Origin of the sequence: Streptomyces sp. TRM68416, assembly GCF_014596915.1 — a bacterium.
Lineage (GTDB): Bacteria > Actinomycetota > Actinomycetes > Streptomycetales > Streptomycetaceae > Streptomyces.
The window spans coordinates 376,901-397,292 of the sequence record NZ_JACVWU010000001.1 but is presented as its reverse complement, the minus strand read 5'-3'; the positions used below and the strand labels follow the sequence as shown (position 1 = coordinate 397,292).

Below are 20,392 nucleotides of genomic sequence, written 5' to 3'. Positions count from 1 at the left end.
GGGGCGTTGTCCGGAACGTTATGAGGGCGTTCCGAAGCGACGGAGTTCGCCGGGCAGTCGGGTGCCGAGCGGCGCCATGTCGCCGTCCGCTCCGTGCCGCGCCAGCAGATCGAGGGCGAGCCGGCCGCGCCGCACCCGCTCCTTGGCCGTGGACAGGGTCAGTTCGCGCAAGTGGTGGCCGTACGGGTAGATCCCGGGCGTCTTCGACAGGCCGAACTTCAGGTAGAGCGGCGCGCCGCGCCGGATCAGCTCGGCCACCTCGTACATCCGCACATAGCCGCCGAGGTCGTCGGGGGCCTCGATGTACATGTCCATGGGGGCGGCCGACACCCGCCGGATCTCGGTGAGGTGATCCAGCGTCAGATCGCTGGGCACGTTGATCGAGTCGGCGCCGAGCTGCTCGTAGACGGCGTACGCGGCCGGGTTCACCGGGCCGATGAGCGCGCTCACCTTGAGCGTGGTGTCGGCCGGGATGATCCCCGCGGCCCGTGCCCGGTGCAGCGTCCACAGCACGCCCTCGTCGGCGACGAGCAGGCACTTCACGCCCAACTCCGTGGCCCGTACGGCGTCTTCGACACAGCCGGCGACGGAGTCGTGGCCCCGGGCGCGCAGTCCGGCCCCCCGCGAGTCGGTGCGCGTCGAGCCGCCGATGTCCCAGGTGCCGCGCGGTCCGGTGAACAGGCAGAGCTCGATGTCGCGTTCACCGGTGGCCTCGACCATCTCGGTGATCTCGGCGTCGGTGAGCATCCACACGCCGCTGCCCTGGCTGATCCGGTGGATCGGCACGTCCAGGCGCGAGGCTTCCTTCAGGACGACGGCCAGCGCTTCGGGGCCCTCGCACGAGGGGATCTCGGTGCGCCAGCGGCCGCCGCCCGGGAAGGAGTGGGGCGAGGCGTCGGCGGGGGAGGGGTCGGGTGCGCCCAGGCCGAGGGCGGCGAGAGCGGGCTCGCCGGGTCGCCGGGCTGCTGAAGCGTCGGTCACAAGCTGTCCTTCGTGTTCGATATTTCGGACGAGGTTCGCGGCTCAGGGTGCGGGGGGCTCTGGTGGTACGCCGGTACGGGAGCTCGTCAGGTAACCCCCGTACCGGCGTACGACTGAGTACGGCTGGGGGCGGTTATGGCCGGAGGAGGACCTTGCCGACCTTGGGATCACCGGACCCGACCAGCTCGATGGCGCGCGGGAACCCGTCGAGCGGCAGCTCGTGCGTGACCAGCGGCAGCGGATCCAGCAGCCCGGCCGCGAACACCCGCACCGTGTGCGCCCAGGCGTCCGGCGGCGCACCGAAGACGGTGTGCACCTCCAACTGCCGTACGACCAGGTCGGTGGGGTCGAGACCGTCGGCGCCCGGTGCCGGGATCCCCGTAAGGACCAGGCGTCCGCCGCGCCGGAGCAGCGAGGCGGCCGTGCGCGCGGCGGACGCGGATCCGGCGGTCTCGATGACGACGTCGAAGTCGTCCGGGAGTTCCTCGTCCTTCGTACGGAAGTCGGTGGCGCCGAAGTCCCGGGACAGCTCCGCCCGGTCCGGCCGGGTGCCCACGACCAGCAGCTCGCCCGGCGACCCGGCCCGCAGGAACTGCACCGCGAACATGCCGAGCGTCCCGGTGCCCACGACGGCCACCCGCTCGCCGGGCCGCGCGTTCGCCTTGATCGCCGCGGCGGCGATGCAGGCGGCCGGCTCCAGCAGGGCGGCCGCGGTCAGGTCGCAGTCCTCCGGCAGGACGTGCAGCAGCCGGGCCGGCAGGGTGAGCGTGGTCGCCATCGCGCCCGGCTGGGTGAACCCGGTCTCCTCGTACCCGGCCGTGCACAGCGTGGTCTCGCCGGCGTGGCAGCGGTCGCACACCTGGCAGTTGCGGAAGCCCTCACCGACGACCTTGCGGCCGACGAGGGACTCCGGCACCCCGGCACCGACCGCCCGCACGGTCCCGGACCACTCGTGGCCCGGCGTGAGCGGGTAACGCACGTACCCCTCGGGCCGGTTGCCCTGGTAGACCTCGCGGTCGCTGCCGCAGATGCCCACCGCGTGCACCCGTACGAGGGCCTCGCCCGGGCCGGGCTCCCGAGGCGTGTGCGCGGCGAGCCGGTGCTCGCCGGGCGCCTCGACGACGACGGCGGTGCTCACTTGCTGCCCTTCGGCTTCCGCTGTTCCCAGCCCTCGGCCCACAGGTCGAAGCGGGCCTGCTGCTGCGGGAACTCGGCGGCGGCGTCGACGTCCAGCTCGACCCCGAGACCGGGCGCGTCGGACAGGTGGAAGCACCCGTCCTCCGGATCCACCTGCGGCGCACCCTTGACGACCTTCTTGATCTCCGCGTCGGCGAAATCGTTGAAGTGTTCAAGGATCTTGAAGTTGGGGGAGGTGAAGCCGACCTGGAGGGAGGCGGCGGTCAGCACCGGGCCGCCGACGTTGTGCGGGGCGACGAGCATGTAGTGCGTCTCCGCGGTGGCGGCCAGCTTCCGCGTCTCCCAGATGCCGCCGATGTGGCCGACGTCCGGCTGGATGATGTCGACGGCCTGGCTCTCGAACAGCTCGCGGAACTCGATCCGGTCGTGGATCCGCTCGCCCGTGGCGATCGGCATGTCGACCTTGGCGGCGACCTTCTCCAGCGCCTTGAGGTTCTCGGGCGGGCAGGGCTCCTCCAGCCAGGCCGGCTTGAAGGGGGCGAGTTCGTGGGCGAGCCGGACGGCGGTGGCGGGCGAGAACCGCCCGTGCATCTCCAGCATCAGCTCGGCCTCGGGGCCGATGGCGTCGCGCACGGCCTCGATGAGGGAGACGGCGTACAGCGTCTGCTCGTGGTCGAGTTCGAAGTGCCCGGTCCCGAAGGGGTCGATCTTGAGAGCCTTGTACCCGCGCTCCATGACCCCCTGGGCGGCCTTGTGGTACGCCTCGGGCGTCCGCTCGGTGGTGTACCAGCCGTTGGCGTAGGCCTTGACCTTGTCGGTCACCTTCCCGCCGAGGAGCTGCCAGACCGGCACGCCCAGCGCCTTGCCCTTGATGTCCCAGCAGGCCATCTCGATCACGGCGATGCCGGACATGACGATCTCACCCGCGCGGCCGTAGTCGCCGTACTTCATCCGGCGCACGAGGTCTTCCACGGCGAACGGGTCGGAACCGAGAATGTGATTGGTCTCGGCCTCTCGCAGATAGCCGATCAGCGCGTCGGTGTGACCCAGCATCCGGGTCTCGCCGACTCCCGTGATCCCCTCGTCGGTGTGCACCTGGACATAGGTCAGGTTGCGCCACGGCGTTCCGACCACGTGTGTGCTGATTCCGGTGATGCGCACGGCGGTTGCCCCTTGCTGCGTCGTCGGCTCATAAGTGTGTGTTCGAAATTTCGTCACACGTTCGAAATGCTGGCGTGACAGTAAGGAGGGGGCGGGCGGAGTGTCAATGGGTCGAACACATAACAGTTTCGATGGGGCTTTCGATACGGCTTTCGGTGCCATGGGCGGCTACGGGGCGTACGCCTCGACTCGGCGGGCGGGAACAGATAGTTCTACACAAAACTTTCACGGCCGTGTCTATGAACGCCACCTGTGCGGAACCTAGTCTTCCCGCGTCATGGACTACTGCCACCCGTGCCGACGGCACCTCAATGGCGCCCTCGCCTGCCCGGGCTGCGGCGCCGCGATCGAAGAACTCCGCGCGTACGAGCCCCCGCTCGAGGGCGGCGAGGAGGCGGCCGCGCCGGAGGCGCCGGAGATCGCGCCCACGGAGGGCAGGGCGGCGCGGAGGCGGAGACGCGGGGTGGAGGACCACACCCACGACGACGTCGAACAGGCCTCGGAACCGGCTGATCCGGCCAATCAGGTTGATCCGGCTGACTCGGCGGCGGGTCTCAGCCGTCGCGATCGCAAGGCCGCCGCACACCGGCGCAGGCGTCGCCGCGCCCTGCTGATCACGGCGGGCTTCATCCTGGCGGCCGGCGGCCTCAGCCTGGCCGAACTCGGCATGGACGCCGTGCCTGGCTCCTCCACGCCCCCGGCGGCCGCGGGCAAGTCCTCGGCGAACGGCGCGGGAACGGAGGAGACGGGCGACGAGTCGACGGAGCCCGTGACCGCGGCGACACCCCCGACGAAGGACGCCAAGTTCCCGGATGCCTCGACGTCCCCCTCGGCGTCGAAGTCTCCGAAGGACAAGAAGTCCAAGGACCCGAGCGAAACGCCGACCCAGGAGGCCCAGGCCTCCGAGGCCGACGGAACGACCCCGGACACGACTGCCGCCCCGGCCCCGACCCCGGCACCTCCCACCCCGGATCCCACGGACGACGACCCCACCACGGACCCCCCGACCCCGGACCCGACCCCCTCGGAAACCTGCAACCGCTTCTTGTGGTGGTGCACGTAGGGGCTCGCGCAGGGTGGCGCTACTCAGCCCGTCCGGCGTTTGAGGACGAGGCCGTTCAGGCCGAAGCGGGGGTCTGGGGGCGGCAGCCCCCAGGGACGGGACGGGTAGGGGCGGCGGGGGCGAAAAAAGGGCCGTGCCCCGCCTACGCGGACAGCATCCGCCGCAGCAAATCCCGCAAAGCCAACCGCTCCGTCTCCGACAGCCCGGCCAACGGCTCCCGGGCAAACCGCAGCGACTCCCGCAACCCCCGAGCCACCCGCCGCCCCTCCTCCGTAGCCGCCGCGACCTTCACTCGCCGATCCGCAGGATCCGGCCGCCGCTCCACCAGCCCCCGCGCCTCCAGCCGATCCACGATCCCGGTCACGTTCGACGGCTCGCACTTCAACCGCTGCGCCAGCTTCCGCATCGGCAACGGCTCCAGCGACAACAACCCGAGCAACCGCGCCTGCGCCCCGGTCAACGCATGCTCGCCCGCGGCCTCCTCGTACTCCTCGTGATACCGCGCCACCACCGACCCGATGAGATCGACGACCTCCATCGTCAGCTCGTCGGGCCGGGGCTTCTGGGGAGTGGACATGCCCCCATTCTACCGCCATTACTTGACAACCTGAAATATTCAGGAGCATGGTTGTTTCAGGTACTGAAGTAACCTGAAGTAAACGAAGAACCGGAAGGACCCCTGATGGCATCCCCCACGACCAACCGCGAGTGGCACCTGCTCAGCCGTCCCGTCGGCTGGCCGAAGCCCGAGGACTTCGCCCTGGTGGAGGCCGAGGCCCCGACCCCGGGCGAGGGTCAGGTCCTGGTCCGGAACAAGTACCTCTCCGTCGACCCGTACATGCGCGGCCGTATGAGCGACGCGAAGTCCTACGTCGCCCCCTTCGAACTCGGCAAGGTCATGCAGGGCGGCGCGGTCGGCGAGGTCATCGCCTCCAACGCCGAGGGCCTGAACCCCGGCGACCACGTCCTGCACTTCCTCGGCTGGCGCGAGTACGCCGCGGTCGACGCGAAGACCGCCGTCAAGGTCGACCCGGACGCCGCCCCCCTCTCCACGTACCTCGGCGTCCTCGGCATGACCGGCCTCACCGCCTACGCCGGCCTCCTGCGCACCGCCGCCTTCCAGGAGGGCGACGCGGTCTTCGTCTCCGGCGCGGCCGGTGCCGTGGGCAGCCAGGTCGGCCAGATCGCCCGGCTCAAGGGCGCCTCCCGGGTCATCGGCTCGGCCGGCTCCGACGACAAGGTCAAGCTCCTCGTCGAGGAGTACGGCTTCGACGCGGCCTTCAACTACAAGAACGGCCCGGTGAGCCGGCAGCTGAAGGAGGCCGCCCCCGACGGCATCGACGTGTACTTCGACAACGTCGGCGGCGACCACCTGGAGGCCGCCATCGGCCGCCTCAACCGCGGCGGCCGTATCGCGGTCTGCGGAATGATCTCCGTCTACAACAACACCGAGCCCGCCCCCGGCCCGCGGAACCTCGCCCGCCTCATCCAGACCCGCGGCCGTATCGAGGGCTTCCTGGTCGGCGACCACTACGACCTCCAGTCGCAGTTCGTCCAGGAGGTCGGCCCCTGGGTCGCCTCGGGGGAGCTGAAGTACCGCGAGACGGTCGTCGAGGGCATCGAGAACAACCTGGAGGCGTTCCTCGGCGTCCTGCGCGGCGACAACACCGGCAAGATGATCGTCAAGCTCTGAGCGCTACGGACTTTCTGGGATTTCCGGCATGCGGTAACTTCTTTCCGAAATCCGCCGTCGATCGTGGGCGCGAGTCACGGCGGACCGAGGAGGAAGACAACCGCATGCCCATTCAACAGTCCGACGTCCTGTACACCGCCGTCGCCACCGCCGAGAACGGCCGCGACGGCCGCGTGGCCACCGACGACGGCAAGCTCGACGTCGTCGTCAACCCGCCCGTGGAACTGGGCGGCAGCGGCACCGGCACCAACCCGGAGCAGCTCTTCGCCGCCGGCTACAGCGCCTGCTTCCAGGGCGCCCTCGGCGTCGTGGCCCGCCAGGAGAACGCCGACATCACCGGCTCGACCGTCACCGCGAAGGTCGGCATCGGCAAGAACGACGACGGTTTCGGCCTCATCGTCGAGATCTCGGCAACGATCCCGAACCTCGACGCGGAATCGGCCCGCACCCTGCTCAAGAAGGCCCATGAGGTCTGCCCGTACTCGAAGGCCACCAGGGGCAACATCACGGTCACGTTGGCCTGAGCGCAGTACGACAAGGGCCGCACCCCCGATGAACAGGGGTGCGGCCCACCCGCCTTTAGGGGCGCGGGGAACTGCGGGACAAGCCCCCACCAACCCGCACCCGCGCCATAACCGATCCCCCGAGCTACTGGGCGGACCCGGCAAAGGCCAGCGCCGCCCCATGAACCGCCCGCACCAACCCCACGTTCTCCGGCGCCGCCCCGCCAGGGAACGCACACCGCCGCCGGGTGTACCCGTACGCCAGTCCGCTGCGCGGGTCGGCGAAGGCCTGCGAGCCGCCCGCGCCGCTGTGGCCGATGGTGCCGGCGCCCAGGAACGGGTACCAGACGTCCGCCGTCGCCTGGAAGCCGAGCCCGAACGCCTTGTGCGCCCGCGCCACCAGGTCGTAGCCGACCGAGTGGATCTGCCCGAACTCGGCGATCGTGTCCGGCTTCAGCAGCGGCGGCCGGTCCGCCACGTCACTGATCGCCGCCGCATACATCCCGGCGAGCCCGCGCGCGGCGGCCACCCCGCCCGCCGACGCCGGACCCTTGGCCCGCACCAGACGGGAGTTGGCGTGGTCCACCAGCTCACCCGGGTTCGGCACATGCGTGTTGAACGCGATCGAGGAGAGCGTGTGCGGGCCGGTCGGGTTCGCGTCCAGCAGCGCCTGCTGCTTCGGCGTCGGCACCATCGGCAGCACCGAACGGAACCGCGGCTCCAGCGCCTCGGGCAGCCCCAGGAAGAAGTCCAGGCTGTACGGGGCGCGAATCCGATCCTCGTAGACCTCCTGGAGGGTGCGGCCGGTGGCCCGGCGCACCACCTCGCCCGTGAGCGCGCCGATGACCAGCGCGTGGTAGCCGAACGCCGTGCCCGGCCGCCAGAACGGCCGCTGGTCCGCGAGCCGTTCGGCGATCAGCCGGTCGTCGGCCAGCTCCTCCGCGGAGAACCCGGCGTCCAGCCCCACCAGACCGGCCCGGTGCGCGAGCAGGTCGCGCAGGGTCAGCGCGCCCTTGCCCTCGGCCCCGAACTCCGGCCAGTAGTACGTCACCCTGCGGTCCAGCTCCAGGGTGCCGTCCTGGACCAGCAGGGCGACGACGAGGTGGGCGGCGCCCTTGGTCGACGAGAACACGCCGTACAGCGACTCCGCGTCGGCGCCGTCCCCCGCCCACAGGTCGACGACCCTGCGCCCGTGCACGTACGCGCACAACTGGCCTTCGTAGTCGGGCCGTTCCTGCGCCACGAAGGCGGCGAACTCCTCACGTACCGCCTCGAACCCGTCCGCGACGGTGCCGTGGATCTCCAGCGTCGTCATCCGCTCTCCTCGTTACTAACCGCTGTGCGCGTGTGCCATGGTGAACAACGCCCGTGCCACCTGGGCGAATTCTCCCTTCGGATGATCTCTGAAAAGCGGCTCGGTGCCGAACAGCACCGCGTGCGCGCCGCTGACCACGGAGGCCTGTCCCGCCGCGTCAGCCGGTCCGCCCGAACCGTCCCGCGCGGGCCGCCAGTGCCCGGAGACGAGCGGGTTGCCGGTCGCGTACGACTGCTCCACCCGCACCCCGGGACCCAGGTCGGTGAACCACACCGGCGCGTAGACGAAGGAGTGGTCCGGGGCGCCGCCGGTGACGGCACCGCCCACGTTGACCACCCGGACCACGCCGTTGGCGTCCCCGTTGCCCTCGACGGCCTTGGCCGCCAGCAGCCCGGCCGCCGAGCTCACCGACGCGCCCGCGGCCCCCCGCCCGACGAGACCGCGCTCGCCGAGGAAGGCGTCCAGCGCGGTCCGCGCGGCCGGGGACAGGCCCTCGTACCGCAGTCCCGCCGACACGAACAGCACATCCGCCGTCGACCAGTCGAAGCCCGCGTTCAACACCGCCGTGGACACCGGAGTGACGTCGAAGTTCATCTCCCGCAGCGCGAACAGTTCGCCCGGCGTCACCGCCGCCGCCACCCGCACCCGGCGCAGCTCGCTGCCACCGGTGAGCCGGGTCGCGTCGAAGGCGACGTCGTACGTCCGTGCCGCGACCGCCGCCGCGGCCCGCGCCGAACCCGGCACGAGCGCACTGCCGTCCGCGGCCCGCCGAACCGCAACTCCCTTGGCCAGCAGCGAGTTGAGGGCGGCCACCTCGTTCGGGTCGGTCAGCCGCAGCCGCAGGTCGCCGCGCGGGGCGACGTAACCGGCGGGCGCGGCCTCGGAGACCCGGCGCAGCGGCAGCCCGGCCAGGCTGCCGCGCGGCACGGACTCCACCGTGGCGCCCCACAGCCGCCCCAGGCTCCAGCCCGAGATGTCGTACATCACCGACACCCTGTCGCTGATGTCCCGCCCGTCGGCCAGCAGCACGTTCGCCATCCCGCGCTTGGCCTGGCGCATGTCGACGACGTAACTGCCCTTCGGGTACGTCCTCCCGCCCAGCCGGAAGGCGTGGCCCGCGCGGCTGACGCGGACGTCGTTGGCGATCAGATGGTCGACGAGGCGGGCCGCGGCAGTAGTACCGCCTGTGATGACGTAGGCGCGCGGGAAGGTGGTGGTGTAGACGTCCTCGGGGCCGATGCCCGGCACCCCCGGCACGGTCTCCGCCGACACCGGCACCTGTGCCGCGCCCGCGGCCCCGCGCCGGAACACCTCGATCTGGTCGGCGACCAGCGAACTCCCGCGCTCCGCCACGAAGTCGAGGGTGGCGCGCAACGCGGCACCGGCCACGTCCGTGTTGACCGCCGCCCGGCGCCGCAGCTCGGCGACGGGCAGGGTGTCGTAGGCCGCGTTGTTCACCCGCAGCGGGATCTCCACGGTGTGCGCGGCGACCGTGCCGTGGAAGGCCGCGTACTGCGGGGTGAAGATCGGCGGCCAGTCGTCCCAGCCCTCCTCCTGGTCGCGGAACGGGATCTGCACGGGCTCGACGCCGTCCTTCGCCGGCGTGTAGCCGAGGCCGTTGACGGCGGCCTCCATGCCGAGGGCGTTGGCGTAGGTGTTCTTCAGGAACAGGTCGTACTCGTAGTTCTCCCCGTGCGGGGGAGTGGTGGGCTCGATGAGGGTGCCGTTGACGTACCCGTGCAGGTCGAGCATGACCGCGGGCTGCTTGTCGGCCATGATCTGCCGCATCACCCTCACCTCGGGCTGCGAGGCGGTGACGAAGTCCCGGTTCATGTCGAAGCCGTTGGCGTTGGCGCGGGTGCCGGCGATCCGGCCGTCCGGGTTGGCGGTGATGTTGAAGTACAGGCGGCTGCGGGCCAGCAGGCTCTTCGTCCTCGCGTCGTTCGCGGTGGCGAGCCGCTCGATCAGCTCCAGGGAGGCGTCGGTGCCCTCCCACTCGTTGCCGTGGATGTTGTTGTTGAAGAAGACGGGTGTCTTGTAACTCTTCTTTATGTGAGGTGACTTGGCGGCCTTCGCGGGCGCGTTCTCGATGAGCGCGCGCATCCGTTCCTGGTCGCGCGCCTGGCGGTCGGTCTCCGGCGCGGTGACGGTGACGAGGAAGAGGCGGTGCCCGCCGGCCGACCGGCCCGCGACCTCCACGCTCACCCGGTCGCCGAGCTTCTGGAGTCGGTTCAGCTTCGGGGCGATCGCGTGGTACGGGGTGAGCCCCAGCTTGATCGACTTGTCGGCGGGGTTCTCCGGGTCGGGGGCGAGCGTCTGCTCGCGCGGGTAGCCGCGGACGGCGTCGGACAGGGTGGCGTCGGCGGTCAGGGCCCGCCGGGCGGCGCTCTCCGGCGCGCGGGCGGCGCGGTCGCCGGGTGCCGCGCGCTCCCGGGTCGGCGGCTGCGGATCCGCGCCGGCCGGTTGCGGGGCGAGGAACAGGGACCCCGCCGTGGCGAGGGTGAGGACGAAGGTGAGGGCGACGAACGGAACGGGTCTCGCGGGAACGGTCCTTGTGGTGCGCACGCGTACCTCCTCCGGGGCTTCCTGAGATCGGTACGGCGAGGTGTACCTGTTCGACTCAACTGCAACAAGAGGGAGTTCGTGTCACCGATGCCCCGGATGGCGTACCTCCGGGGGCCGGGAGAGGGCATCCTGAGTCCACCGGGTGCCCGACGGACAAGGGTGGAGAGCCCATGGCAACGATCCCTCCGCTGCCCAGCAGGGACGACGTACTGCGCATGGCACGCAACACGACGGACATCACCGGCCAGCTGCTGGACACGGCCGGAAACCTCACCAGAATCGCCATCAACACCTTCGACCCCAGGGACGGTTCGGGCGCGGAGGTGCTGCGTGTCCTGCGCCAGACCACGGCCGAACTCGCCGAGGCCAGCGCCTCCCCGCAGGCCCAGGAGGCCTTCTACCGCATCGTCGACACGCTCACCCGCCTCGGCACCAGCGGCGCCCCGCTCGCCGTGCACCCGGTCAGCGAGCCGGCCCAGGCCCTGCTGACGGCCCTCGGCGACAGTCTGCTGCCGGTGCTGGACGCGGTGGAACCGGCGGTGGAGGAGTTCGCCACGGCCCTCGGCGAGCTGGTCGAGGCGACGTCCCCGCTGCTGCCGGCCGGTGCCGGGCTCGTCGCGGGCGTGCTGCTCGCCCTCACCCCGTTCCTGCGCTCGGCGGCCGAGGTGCTGCGCGAGGGCACCCCCGAACTCCGGCGCATCGCCGACGCGCTGACGGCCGCGCTCGCCCCGCTGATGCCGCTCCAGGTGGCCCTGGCCGAGCGCGCGGCCGTCGCCGGCGCCAACGTCGTACGCGCCACGCTGCCCCCGCTGGCCGACCTCACGGAGGCGGCCGCGGCCACCACGAAGGCGGCCCGCCCGGCGCTCGTCGCCGGGGAGGAGCTGCTGGTCTCCGGCCTGGAACGCCTCCAACCCCTCCTCCTGGCCACGGCCTCCCGCACCGGCCGCGTCGCCCGCGCGGCAGCCGTACGGGTACAGGCGGCGGTGTCACCCGCGGCGGAGCCGGGCGTGGTGGTGACGGTGGCACCGGGGTGACCGGGGTGACCGGGGTGACCGGGGTGATCGTGCGGGGCGGGTCGGGGTGACCACCGGGGCGTCGGGGTGACCACTCAGGTCGGTCGGGGTGACCACCCGGGCCCGACCGGGGTGATCGCGCGGGCCCAACCGAGGCGCCCCCGGGCCCGATCGGGGTGATCGCGCAGGCCCGATCGAGGCGATCCCCCCGGGCCCGACCGAGGCAACCGTGCGGGCCCGAGCGGAGTGATCACGCAAGCCCGATAGGGTTTCCGCCATGCGCGATCTCGGGGTGGGGTTCCAGTACCTACTGAAGGGCCAGCGGTGGGTGGCCCGGCACGGCAAGCAGTACGGCTTCGGACTTGTCCCGGGCCTGATCACACTCGTCCTCTATGTCGCGGCGCTCGTCGCCCTGGCCCTGTGGGGCGAGGACTTCGTGGCCTGGGCCACCCCCTTCGCCGACGACTGGTCGAACCCCTGGGCCGGCCTCTTCCGCGGCTTCCTCACCGTCGTGCTGTTCGCGCTCGCGCTGCTCCTGGCCGTCCTCACCTTCACCGCGGTCACACTCCTGATCGGCCAGCCCTTCTACGAGAGCCTCTCCGAGAAGGTCGACCGTGACGTCTCGCCGGACGGCACGGCCCCCGAGTCCGACCTGCCGCTCTGGCGGGACCTGTGGATCTCGGCCCGCGACAGCCTCCGCATCCTGGTCCGCGCCGGGCTGTGGGGCGTGCTGCTCTTCGGCCTCGGCTTCATCCCGGTCGTCGGCCAGACGGTCGTCCCGGTCCTCGGCTTCCTCGTCACCGGCTTCTTCCTCGCCGAGGAGCTGACCGCGGTGGCGATGCAGCGCCGCGGCGTCGAACTCCGCGACCGCCTCACCCTCCTGCGCTCCCGCAAGCCCCTCGCCTGGGGCTTCGGCGCCCCCCTCGCCGTGGCCTTCCTGGTCCCGTTCGTCGCGGTGTTCCTCATGCCGGGCGCGGTCGCGGGCGCCACCCTCATGACCCGCGCCATGCTCGACGAGGAAAACGCCGAGGAAAACGCCGAGGAAAACGCCGAGGACGGCGCGAAGAAGACCGACCACATCACCCGGTGACCGGGCCGCCGCCCGCGACCGTCAGAATCGCCCGCACCTGGGCGACGATGTCCAGCCGGTTGCGCACGAACTCGGGGTCGGAGACCTCGGTGGTGTTCCCGGCCCCGAACTGGAGCACGGGCGTGTGCACATGCCCGGCCGGCAGCACGTCGTGCAGCCCGAGCCGGTCCCGCAGCAGCGTCGCCCGGTAGGCGACCTCGTTGGAGAGGTAGTCCCCACCGCCCCCGGCCCGCGCGGCCGACCCCGGCGTGGGCCCCTCGGGCCGTACGACGGGCTCGGTGCCGCCCGCCGGAATCTCGGTCACACTCGTGTTGTCGTACACCGGGAACCGCCCGCCGCCCGCCGCCACGATCTCCTCGTACGGCAGGGTCGTCGTCGTCCACTGCGGCTGCGAGGCCGGGTCGCCGACCGGGACGGTCCCGGTCCTGCCGATGTTGTCGTTGTCCGGGAAGCCGCCCCGCCAGGCCCCGTTGGTCCGCTCGATGTCGAACCGCCCGACCCGGCCCTGGCTCACCGTGGTCAGCAGGTCCACGTGGGGCAGGTGCGGCCGCAGCGTCCGCTCCACCGTGCCGTCGGTGAAGTCCTGCCAGCGCACCGGGAACACGACGGTCTCGATCCGCGCCGGACCGTCCGCGGTCTCGATCACCGTGCCGTCGAGCGCGAGCGCGGTGGCCCCGGACGGGTTGGAGATCCGCACGTCCCGGTCGAGCGTGAACGGATCGAACCCGGTGAGCAGGATCCGCTTCACGCCCTTCCCGTGCGGATAGCGGACGGCGCTCTGCCCGCGCGAGGTCCGCTCCAACGCGCCGATGAGCGCCGACCGCTGCCCCTCGGTCAGACCGAACCCCGGCTCCCAGGTCCGCACCTCCCGCGTCATCCCCAGCCGCGCCCAGTACAGCGGCCGGTCGTCGTCCCGGCTCAGCTCCCCGCCCGCGGGCCCCCGCCCCTGCGCCCGCTCCACGGCCCGCCGCCACAGCGCGGACCCTTCGCGTACGACGACGGCGCGGGCCTGCGCGTAGGACTGCGCCGAGCCGAGCGCGCGCACGAACCGCGGTGTCACGGTGTCGAATCCGGATCGCTTCAGGATCTCCTGGGGGACCGCCCGGTCCAGGCGCTGCTCCTCGACGGTGGGCGAGGGGGCCGCCTCGTCGGCGGTCGCGGCCGTGGGGGACGCCAGTCCCGCCGCCAGCGCGAGTCCGAGCACGCCGATCCGAACACGTATGAGGTTCAAGGGAGTTCCGGTCCTTCCGTTGCGGGGGAGAAGCGTGGTGATACCCCGCTTCGGGGCACCGGAACCTCCGTGGCCGCGTGCCCGCCGGCCGGGCCCCGGGCCAAGAGGAGGCGCTCATGGCCGTTTGTGAAGGGTTCGTACGGGGTTCAGGCAAGTCGGCCGATCGCCGGTCGCGGGTTCACCGGGGCGGTTACCGTCTGGGCCGGGACGCGTTCCCCATGGACAGCCCCGGTCCGGGACCTGACCCCTGGACCGGGGCTTGCTGGTCAGCGGGTGGTGAAGCCGTACACGGTCTGCGAGCGGAAGACCCCGCCCCGCCGCAGGACCGTGCTCGGGAAGTCCGGCCGGTTGGGGGAGTCGGGGAAGTGCTGGGTCTCCAGGGCGATGCCCTCGCCGGGCGCGAACGGCTCCTCCAAGTGGTCGGCGGTGTACAGCTGGAGGCCCGGTTCGGTGGTCGCCACCGTCAGCACCCGCCCGGTCGACGGGTCGTACAGCTCGGCGACCTCGACCGGCGCCTCGGTCACGCCCTTGTCGAGCGCGAAGTTGTGGTCGTACCCCGATCCGACCTTGCGCGCCGCCCGGAAGTCGACATCCGTTCCGTGGACGGACTCGACACCGGTCGGGATCAGATCCGCGTCGACCGGGGTGTACCGCGAGGCGTCCAGCCGCAGTTCGTGCCCGCCCGCGTGCCCCGAGCCCGCGAGGTTGAAGTAGCTGTGGTTGGTCAGGTTCACCACGGTCGGCGCGTCGGTCACCGCCTCGTAGGCGATCCGCAGCGCGCCGGACGCGTCCAGTGTGTACGTCGCCGAGACCTCCAGACGGCCCGGGAAGCCCTCCTCGCCGTGCGGGGCCACCCGGGACAGGCGCACCCCGTGCTCGACCGGCTCCGCGTCCCACACGCGCTTGTCGAAGCCGCGCTCGCCGCCGTGCAGACAGTTGGGGCCGTTGTTCCGCGCGAGCGCGTACGTCCGGCCGTCCAGCGGGAAGCGGCCACCGGCGATCCGGTTGGCGAACCGGCCGACCAGGGCGCCGAGGTACGGCCCCGGATGCGCGAGGTAGCCGGTCAGTTCCGCGAACCCCAGCACCACGTTCCCGGCGACGCCCTCGCGGTCCGGGACCTCCACCGACTGAACGATCCCGCCGTACGTCAGGACCCGCACCCGCACGCCCGCCCGCTCCAGGGTCCAGCGGTGCACCGGGGTGCCGTCGGAAAGTGTTCCGAAGAGTTCGTTCATGTGCGAAACCATGGGCGAAACCCTAAGTCACCCGCCCGCGGCCCGGTCACCCCGTCTTCGCGGTCACCGTCCGGTAGGCGATCTCCGCCAGCCGCGCCTGCCCGTCCACGCTCGGATGGAACCAGTCCCAGCGGCTGAGGTGGTCCGTGCCGAACCGGAACTCGTAGACCGCGCCGCCGTCGAACCGGCACCGCTTGTCCTTGGCGCAGACCTCCTCCAGGGCCTTGTTGTAGTCCTCCACCCGCTTCTGCACCGTGTCCCGGCGCAGCGTCGCCGCCGCGTCCAGGGCGTCCGGGTCACCGAGCATCGACGGGCAGATGCCCAGCTTCCACACCTGCTTGCCCAGCGGATTGGTCCGCCCCTCCGACCACAGCCGCTTCAGGTTCGGCACGCTCGCCACGTACACCTGCGCCTTGGGCAGCGCCTCGCGCAGCGTGCTCATAGCGTCCTCGAACTGGGCGCGGAAGTCCGCCACCGGCGTCATCGTCGAGGTGGAGGCCCGGCAGGCGTCGTTCGCCCCCGCCATCACCGCCACCAGCTCCGGCTTCCGCGTCACCGCCTGCGCCATCTGACCGGGCAGGTCCGCCATCCGCGCCCCGGTCACCGCGTAGTTCCAGCTCCGCTGCCCGGCCCTCGCCTCGCCCAGCAGCCGTACGGCGAGACTGTCCACCTCCTTGCTGCTGCCCGTCGCCCACGACACCTCGGGGCAGTCCTCCAGCACCGAGCAGGCGTCGAAGCCGCGCGTGATCGAGTCGCCCACGGCCGCCAGGGACCCCGGGCTGCTGTTCCACACCGGAGTCGGGCTCGGCGACGGCTTCGCACTCATGGCGCCCGTCCCGCCGGGCCCCGGCGCGTTGCCGCCGGTGGCATCACAGCCGGCGACGCCCAGGACGGCCGCGGACAGGGCAGCGACAACGGCCGTCGAGCGATGGCTTGGCTTCCGCATCCGCAGCTGATCCCCTCGGTCGCCGGACAGAACTCCCCCTTCCATGACAACGTGCGGGAGTTCCCGACCGCGCACGATGCAACGCTTCCCACCCGTACAGGCGTCCTGCCGGGTGAATGGCGGGCGTTTCACGGCACTGGGACCGACGGTACGTCACACTCCTTGCGCCGCCGCACGGTAGCCTCGCCATCAACGTGGCTGCCCCGCCACGGCCGTCCGCCAGTTCGCAAGATGTCCCGCTCTGCCCGGAGGTCCCGGTGACGACACGTGGAGTTCTGTACGTGCACTCCGCGCCGCGCGCGCTGTGCCCGCACGTCGAGTGGGCCGTCGCCGGGGTGCTCGGCACACGCGTCAACCTCGACTGGATCCGGCAGCCCGCCGCCCCCGGCACCTGGCGCTCGGAGTTCTCCTGGCAGGGCCAGGCCGGTACGGCCTCCAAACTCGCCTCCGCCCTGCGCGGCTGGCACCTGCTGCGCTTCGAGGTGACCGCCGAGCCCTGCGCCACCGCCGAGGGCGAGCGCTACAGCTGCACCCCCGACCTCGGCATCTTCCACGCCGTCACCGGCATCCACGGCGACATCCTCATCCCCGAGGACCGCCTGCGCGCCGCCCTGACCCGCTCCCAGCGCGGCGAGACCGACCTGGAGGCCGAGATCGCCAAGCTCCTCGGCAAGCCCTGGGACGACGAACTGGAGCCGTTCCGGTACGCGGGCGAGGGAGCCCCGGTCCGCTGGCTGCACCAGGTGGTCTGACGACGGACGCGCGAAGGGGCCCCCACCATCGAGGTGGGGGCCCCTTCACGTACGTACAGACGCTTCTCAGACCGTACGGAATGCCAGAACCACGTTGTGCCCACCGAACCCGAACGAGTCGTTCAGCGCCGCGATCCGTCCCTCGACGGGCAGCTTGCGCGCCTCGCCGCGGACGACGTCGGCGTTGGCCTCGGCCTCCGGGTCGATGTTCTCGACGTTGATGGTCGGCGGCGCCACCCGGTGGTACAGCGCGAGCACGGTCGCGACCGTCTCGACACCACCGGCGCCACCGAGCAGATGCCCGGTCATGGACTTGGTCGCGGACACCGCCATGTGGTCGGTGTCGTCGCCGAACACCTTCCGCAGCGCCTTCAGCTCGGCGATGTCACCGGCCGGCGTGGAGGTCGCGTGCGCGTTCACGTGCACGATCTCCGCCGGGTTCAGGTCGGTGCGGTCCAGCAGGTTCTGCAGGGCGTGCGCGATGCCGCGGCCCTCCGGCTCCGGCTGCACGATGTCGTGGCTGTCGGCGGAGATGCCCTGGCCGACCGCCTCGGCGTACACCCGCGCACCGCGCTTGGCGGCGTGCTCGGCGGACTCCAGGACGATCACGCCGGCGCCCTCGCCCAGGACGAAGCCGTCACGGCCCTGGTCGTACGGGCGGGACGCGCCCTGCGGGTCGTCGTTGTTCTTGGACATCGCCATCATGTTGCCGAACGCGGCGATGGGCAGCGGGTGGATCGCCGCCTCCGTGCCACCGGCGACGACGATGTCGGCGCGGCCGGTACGGATCATCTCGATGGCGTAGCCGATGGCCTCGGCGCCCGACGCGCAGGCGGAGACCGGCGTGTGCACACCCGCACGGGCGCCCACGGCCAGACCCACGTTCGCGGAGGGGCTGTTCGGCATCAGCATCGGAACGGTGTGCGGGGAGACGCGGCGGACGCCCTTCTCCTTCAGCACGTCGTACTGGTCCAGCAGGGTCGTCACGCCACCGATGCCGGAGGCGATGACCGCACCGAGCCGGTCCGGGTCGACGCTCGGGTCCTCCCCGGCCTTCGCCTCGAAGCCGGCGTCCTTCCACGCCTCCTGAGCCGCGATCAGCGCGAACTGCGCCGAGCGGTCCAGCCGGCGGGCCTGCGGGCGCGGGATCACCTCGGTCGGCTCCACGGCGACCGGCGCGGCGATGCGGACCGCCTGTTCGGCGGCCCATTCCTGCTCCAGGGGCTTGACGCCGGAACGTCCGGCGACGAGGCCCTCCCAGGTAGAGGCCGCGTCGCCACCCAGCGGTGTGGTTGCGCCGATACCGGTGACGACCACGGTGCGATTGGTCGAGCTCACGGGAATTCTTTCTCCAACGGGATACGAGGATTCAGCGGCGCCACCGCCGGGTGGCGGGGCCGGGCACATCCGGCCTAAGCGGGAACTCAGGCCTGGTGCTTGAGGATGTAGTCGGTCGCGTCGCCGACCGTCTTGAGGTTCTTCACGTCCTCGTCCGGGATCTTGACGTCGAAGCGCTCTTCGGCGGCGACGACGACCTCGACCATGGACAGGGAGTCGACGTCCAGGTCGTCGGTGAAGGACTTGTCCAGCTGGACGTCCTCGACCGGGATGCCGGCGATCTCGTTCACGATGTCGGCGAGACCGGCGACGATCTCTTCCTGAGTGGCGGCCATGTCAGGCGCTCCTTCGTAGTAATCCAGAGGGTTTGGCTGTCCCGCGTCGGATCCGGGGATCCGGCACGGAGTGCCTAGGGGAGGGTAACGACCGTGGCGGCGTAAACGAGACCCGCCCCGAAGCCGATGACGAGCGCGGTGTCGCCGCTCTTCGCCTCGCCGGTCGCCAGAAGCCGCTCCATCGCGAGCGGAATCGAGGCGGCCGATGTGTTGCCGGTGGTGCGCACATCGCGGGCGACCGTGACGTGCTCCGGCAGTTTCAGCGTCTTCACCATCGAGTCGATGATCCGCTCGTTGGCCTGGTGGGGAATGAAGACGTCCAGGTCGTCCGGGGTGATCCCGGCCGCGTCCAGCGCCTGCTGGGCGACCTTCGCCATCTCGAACACGGCCCAGCGGAACACCGCCTGGCCCTCCTGCGTGATCGCAGGGAACTTGTCGACCGCGCCCTCGCGGTAGTCCGTCCACGGCACGGTCTGCTTGATGGTCTCGGACTTGTCGCCCTCGGAACCCCACACGGTCGGGCCGATCGCGGGTTCCTGGGACGGTCCGACCACGACCGCGCCGGCGCCGTCGCCGAACAGGAAGGCCGTCGCCCGGTCCTCCAGGTCGGTCAGGTCGCTGAGCCGCTCCACGCCGATGACGAGGACGTACTCCGCGCTGCCCTCGACGATCATGCCCTTGGCGAGGGTGAGGCCGTAGCCGAAGCCCGCGCAGCCGGCCGAGATGTCGAAGGCGGCGGCCTTGGCCGTGCCGAGCTTGTCGGCGATCTCGGTGGCCACGGCAGGCGTCTGCTTGAAGTGCGAGACCGTCGAGACGATCACACCGCCGATCTGCTCGGCGGAGATCCCGGCGTCGGCGATCGCCTTGCCGGACGCCTCGATCGACATCGCGGCGACGGTCTCCTCGTCGTTCGCCCAGTGCCGGGTCTCGATGCCGGAGCGCGAGCGGATCCATTCGTCGGACGAGTCGATCGTCTCCAGGATCACCTCGTTGGGCACCACCCGGGTCGGACGGTAGCCGCCGACGCCGAGGATGCGCGCGTACGGGGCGCCCTTGCTGGGCTTCAGCTTCGCCATGCTCCAGGGCTCCTTGTCAGGCGGTGTGCTCGGCGATGAGCTCGCGAGCCGCGTCGAGGTCGTCGGGTGTCTTCAGGGCCAGCGTCTTCACGCCGGGCAGCGCACGCTTGGCGAGGCCGGTCAGCGTGCCGCCGGGGCACACCTCCAGCAGCGCGGTGACGCCGAGTTCCTTGAAGGTCTCCATGCACAGGTCCCAGCGGACCGGGTTGGCGACCTGGCCGACCAGCCGGTCGAGCACCTCGGTGCCGGTGGCCACGGCCTTGCCGTCCTTGTTGGAGACGTAGGTGACCGTGGGGTCGGCGGGCGCGATCGACTCGGCGGCCTCGGCCAGCCTCTCGACGGCGGGACCCATGTGGTGCGTGTGGAAGGCGCCCGCGACCTTCAGCGGGACGACCTTGCGCACGCCCTCGGGCTTGTCCTCGTTCAGCGCGGCGAGCTGCTCCAGCGTGCCCGCGGCGACGATCTGACCGGCGCCGTTGATGTTGGCCGGGGTCAGACCGAGCTTCTCCAGGTGCGCCACGGAGGTCTCCGGGTCGCCGCCGAGCAGCGCCGACATACCGGTCTCGGTGATCGCGGCGGCCTCGGCCATCGCCAGACCCCGCTTGCGTACGAGGGTCAGCGCGGCGGTGTCGTCGAGGACGCCCGCGAAGGCGGCGGCGGTGATCTCACCGACGCTGTGTCCCGCGACGGCACCGGGTGCCACGTCACCGAGTGCCGCGGCCGAGAGGATCCCGGCGGCGACCAGCAGCGGCTGCGCCACCGAGGTGTCGCGGATCTCGTCCGCGTCGGCCTTGGTGCCGCAGTGGGCGAGGTCCAGTCCGATGGCGTCCGACCACGCGGCGACGCGGTCCGCGGCACCGGGCAGGTCGAGCCAGGGAGTCAGGAAGCCGGGCGTCTGGGCGCCCTGGCCGGGAGCGACGAGTACGAGCACTCTCACACTCTCTCTTGGGGACGGCCA

Annotated in this window: 19 protein-coding genes; 6 read left to right on the top strand and 13 right to left on the bottom strand. The window is 71.5% G+C overall.

The window, feature by feature from the left end:
• Positions 1–18 precede the first annotated feature (18 nt).
• The 3 genes from ICC28_RS01885 to ICC28_RS01875 all read right to left on the bottom strand — a co-directional run bounded on the left by ICC28_RS01885 (position 19) and on the right by ICC28_RS01875 (position 3,279).
• Positions 19–981, bottom strand: coding sequence for a hypothetical protein (locus tag ICC28_RS01885; protein WP_188286570.1), 963 nt, complete (start codon positions 979–981; stop codon positions 19–21).
• Positions 982–1,114: 133 nt separating this feature from the next.
• The gene (locus ICC28_RS01880) at positions 1,115–2,119 is read right to left on the bottom strand and encodes a zinc-dependent alcohol dehydrogenase (protein ID WP_188286569.1); all 1,005 of its coding nucleotides are present in this window, start codon (positions 2,117–2,119) and stop codon (positions 1,115–1,117) included.
• Positions 2,116–3,279, bottom strand: a complete 1,164-nt coding sequence (locus ICC28_RS01875) for a mandelate racemase/muconate lactonizing enzyme family protein (RefSeq protein WP_188286568.1) — start codon at positions 3,277–3,279, stop codon at positions 2,116–2,118. Before ICC28_RS01875 ends, ICC28_RS01880 begins: the two co-directional genes overlap by 4 nt.
• Before the next feature lie 277 nt (positions 3,280–3,556).
• Between ICC28_RS01875 and ICC28_RS01870 the strand changes: the two genes are divergently transcribed.
• Positions 3,557–4,342, top strand: coding sequence for a hypothetical protein (locus tag ICC28_RS01870; RefSeq protein WP_188286567.1), 786 nt, complete (start codon positions 3,557–3,559; stop codon positions 4,340–4,342).
• 142 nt (positions 4,343–4,484) lie between these two features.
• Here the strand turns inward: ICC28_RS01870 and ICC28_RS01865 are convergent, their stop codons facing one another.
• Positions 4,485–4,919, bottom strand: a complete 435-nt coding sequence (locus ICC28_RS01865; RefSeq protein ID WP_188286566.1) for a MarR family winged helix-turn-helix transcriptional regulator — start codon at positions 4,917–4,919, stop codon at positions 4,485–4,487.
• Positions 4,920–5,024: 105 nt separating this feature from the next.
• Between ICC28_RS01865 and ICC28_RS01860 the strand changes: the two genes are divergently transcribed.
• Positions 5,025–6,035: an NADP-dependent oxidoreductase gene (locus ICC28_RS01860; RefSeq protein WP_188286565.1), complete on the top strand. Its 1,011-nt coding sequence runs from the start codon at positions 5,025–5,027 to the stop codon at positions 6,033–6,035.
• 104 nt (positions 6,036–6,139) lie between these two features.
• Positions 6,140–6,559, top strand: a complete 420-nt coding sequence (locus ICC28_RS01855; protein WP_188286564.1) for an organic hydroperoxide resistance protein — start codon at positions 6,140–6,142, stop codon at positions 6,557–6,559.
• Positions 6,560–6,683: 124 nt separating this feature from the next.
• Here the strand turns inward: ICC28_RS01855 and ICC28_RS01850 are convergent, their stop codons facing one another.
• Both ICC28_RS01850 and ICC28_RS01845 read right to left on the bottom strand, forming a co-directional pair.
• Positions 6,684–7,853, bottom strand: a complete 1,170-nt coding sequence (locus tag ICC28_RS01850) for a serine hydrolase domain-containing protein (RefSeq protein WP_188286563.1) — start codon at positions 7,851–7,853, stop codon at positions 6,684–6,686.
• Positions 7,854–7,868: 15 nt separating this feature from the next.
• Entirely contained in the window at positions 7,869–10,418 is a 2,550-nt protein-coding gene (locus ICC28_RS01845; protein WP_188286562.1) for a M14 family zinc carboxypeptidase, read from the bottom strand.
• A gap of 170 nt (positions 10,419–10,588) precedes the next feature.
• Here ICC28_RS01845 and ICC28_RS01840 point away from each other — a divergent pair, with 170 nt between their 5' ends.
• Together ICC28_RS01840 and ICC28_RS01835 are read left to right on the top strand one after the other, a co-directional pair.
• Complete coding sequence (locus ICC28_RS01840; protein WP_188286561.1) at positions 10,589–11,452, top strand: hypothetical protein; 864 nt, start codon at positions 10,589–10,591, stop codon at positions 11,450–11,452.
• A 256-nt stretch (positions 11,453–11,708) separates the two neighbouring features.
• Positions 11,709–12,521, top strand: coding sequence for an EI24 domain-containing protein (locus ICC28_RS01835; protein WP_188286560.1), 813 nt, complete (start codon positions 11,709–11,711; stop codon positions 12,519–12,521).
• Here the strand turns inward: ICC28_RS01835 and ICC28_RS01830 are convergent.
• The 3 genes from ICC28_RS01830 to ICC28_RS01820 all read right to left on the bottom strand — a co-directional run bounded on the left by ICC28_RS01830 (position 12,511) and on the right by ICC28_RS01820 (position 15,933).
• Positions 12,511–13,752: a pyroglutamyl peptidase gene (locus ICC28_RS01830; RefSeq protein WP_188286559.1), complete on the bottom strand. Its 1,242-nt coding sequence runs from the start codon at positions 13,750–13,752 to the stop codon at positions 12,511–12,513. The two genes, ICC28_RS01835 and ICC28_RS01830, sit on opposite strands and share 11 nt — an antisense overlap.
• Positions 13,753–14,018: 266 nt before the next feature.
• Entirely contained in the window at positions 14,019–14,987 is a 969-nt protein-coding gene (locus tag ICC28_RS01825) for an aldose epimerase family protein (RefSeq protein ID WP_188286558.1), read from the bottom strand.
• A 46-nt stretch (positions 14,988–15,033) separates the two neighbouring features.
• Positions 15,034–15,933 carry an SGNH/GDSL hydrolase family protein gene (locus ICC28_RS01820; protein ID WP_188286557.1) on the bottom strand — a complete coding sequence of 300 codons (900 nt, stop codon included), beginning with the start codon at positions 15,931–15,933 and terminating at the stop codon, positions 15,034–15,036.
• 257 nt (positions 15,934–16,190) lie between these two features.
• Here ICC28_RS01820 and ICC28_RS01815 point away from each other — a divergent pair, with 257 nt between their 5' ends.
• Entirely contained in the window at positions 16,191–16,685 is a 495-nt protein-coding gene (locus ICC28_RS01815) for a DUF3145 domain-containing protein (RefSeq protein ID WP_037704450.1), read from the top strand.
• Between the two features lie 66 nt (positions 16,686–16,751).
• On the opposite strand, the gene fabF is transcribed toward ICC28_RS01815, so the two are convergent.
• From fabF to ICC28_RS01795, 4 genes are all read right to left on the bottom strand, one after another.
• Positions 16,752–18,023, bottom strand: coding sequence for a beta-ketoacyl-ACP synthase II (gene fabF, locus ICC28_RS01810; RefSeq protein WP_188286556.1), 1,272 nt, complete (start codon positions 18,021–18,023; stop codon positions 16,752–16,754).
• A gap of 86 nt (positions 18,024–18,109) precedes the next feature.
• Entirely contained in the window at positions 18,110–18,358 is a 249-nt protein-coding gene (locus tag ICC28_RS01805) for an acyl carrier protein (protein ID WP_015660680.1), read from the bottom strand.
• A 74-nt stretch (positions 18,359–18,432) separates the two neighbouring features.
• On the bottom strand, positions 18,433–19,434 hold the full coding sequence (locus ICC28_RS01800) for a ketoacyl-ACP synthase III (protein ID WP_188286555.1): 1,002 nt from the start codon (positions 19,432–19,434) through the stop codon (positions 18,433–18,435).
• 16 nt (positions 19,435–19,450) lie between these two features.
• On the bottom strand, positions 19,451–20,365 hold the full coding sequence (locus ICC28_RS01795; protein ID WP_188286814.1) for an ACP S-malonyltransferase: 915 nt from the start codon (positions 20,363–20,365) through the stop codon (positions 19,451–19,453).
• Between the last annotated feature and the right edge of the window lie 27 nt (positions 20,366–20,392).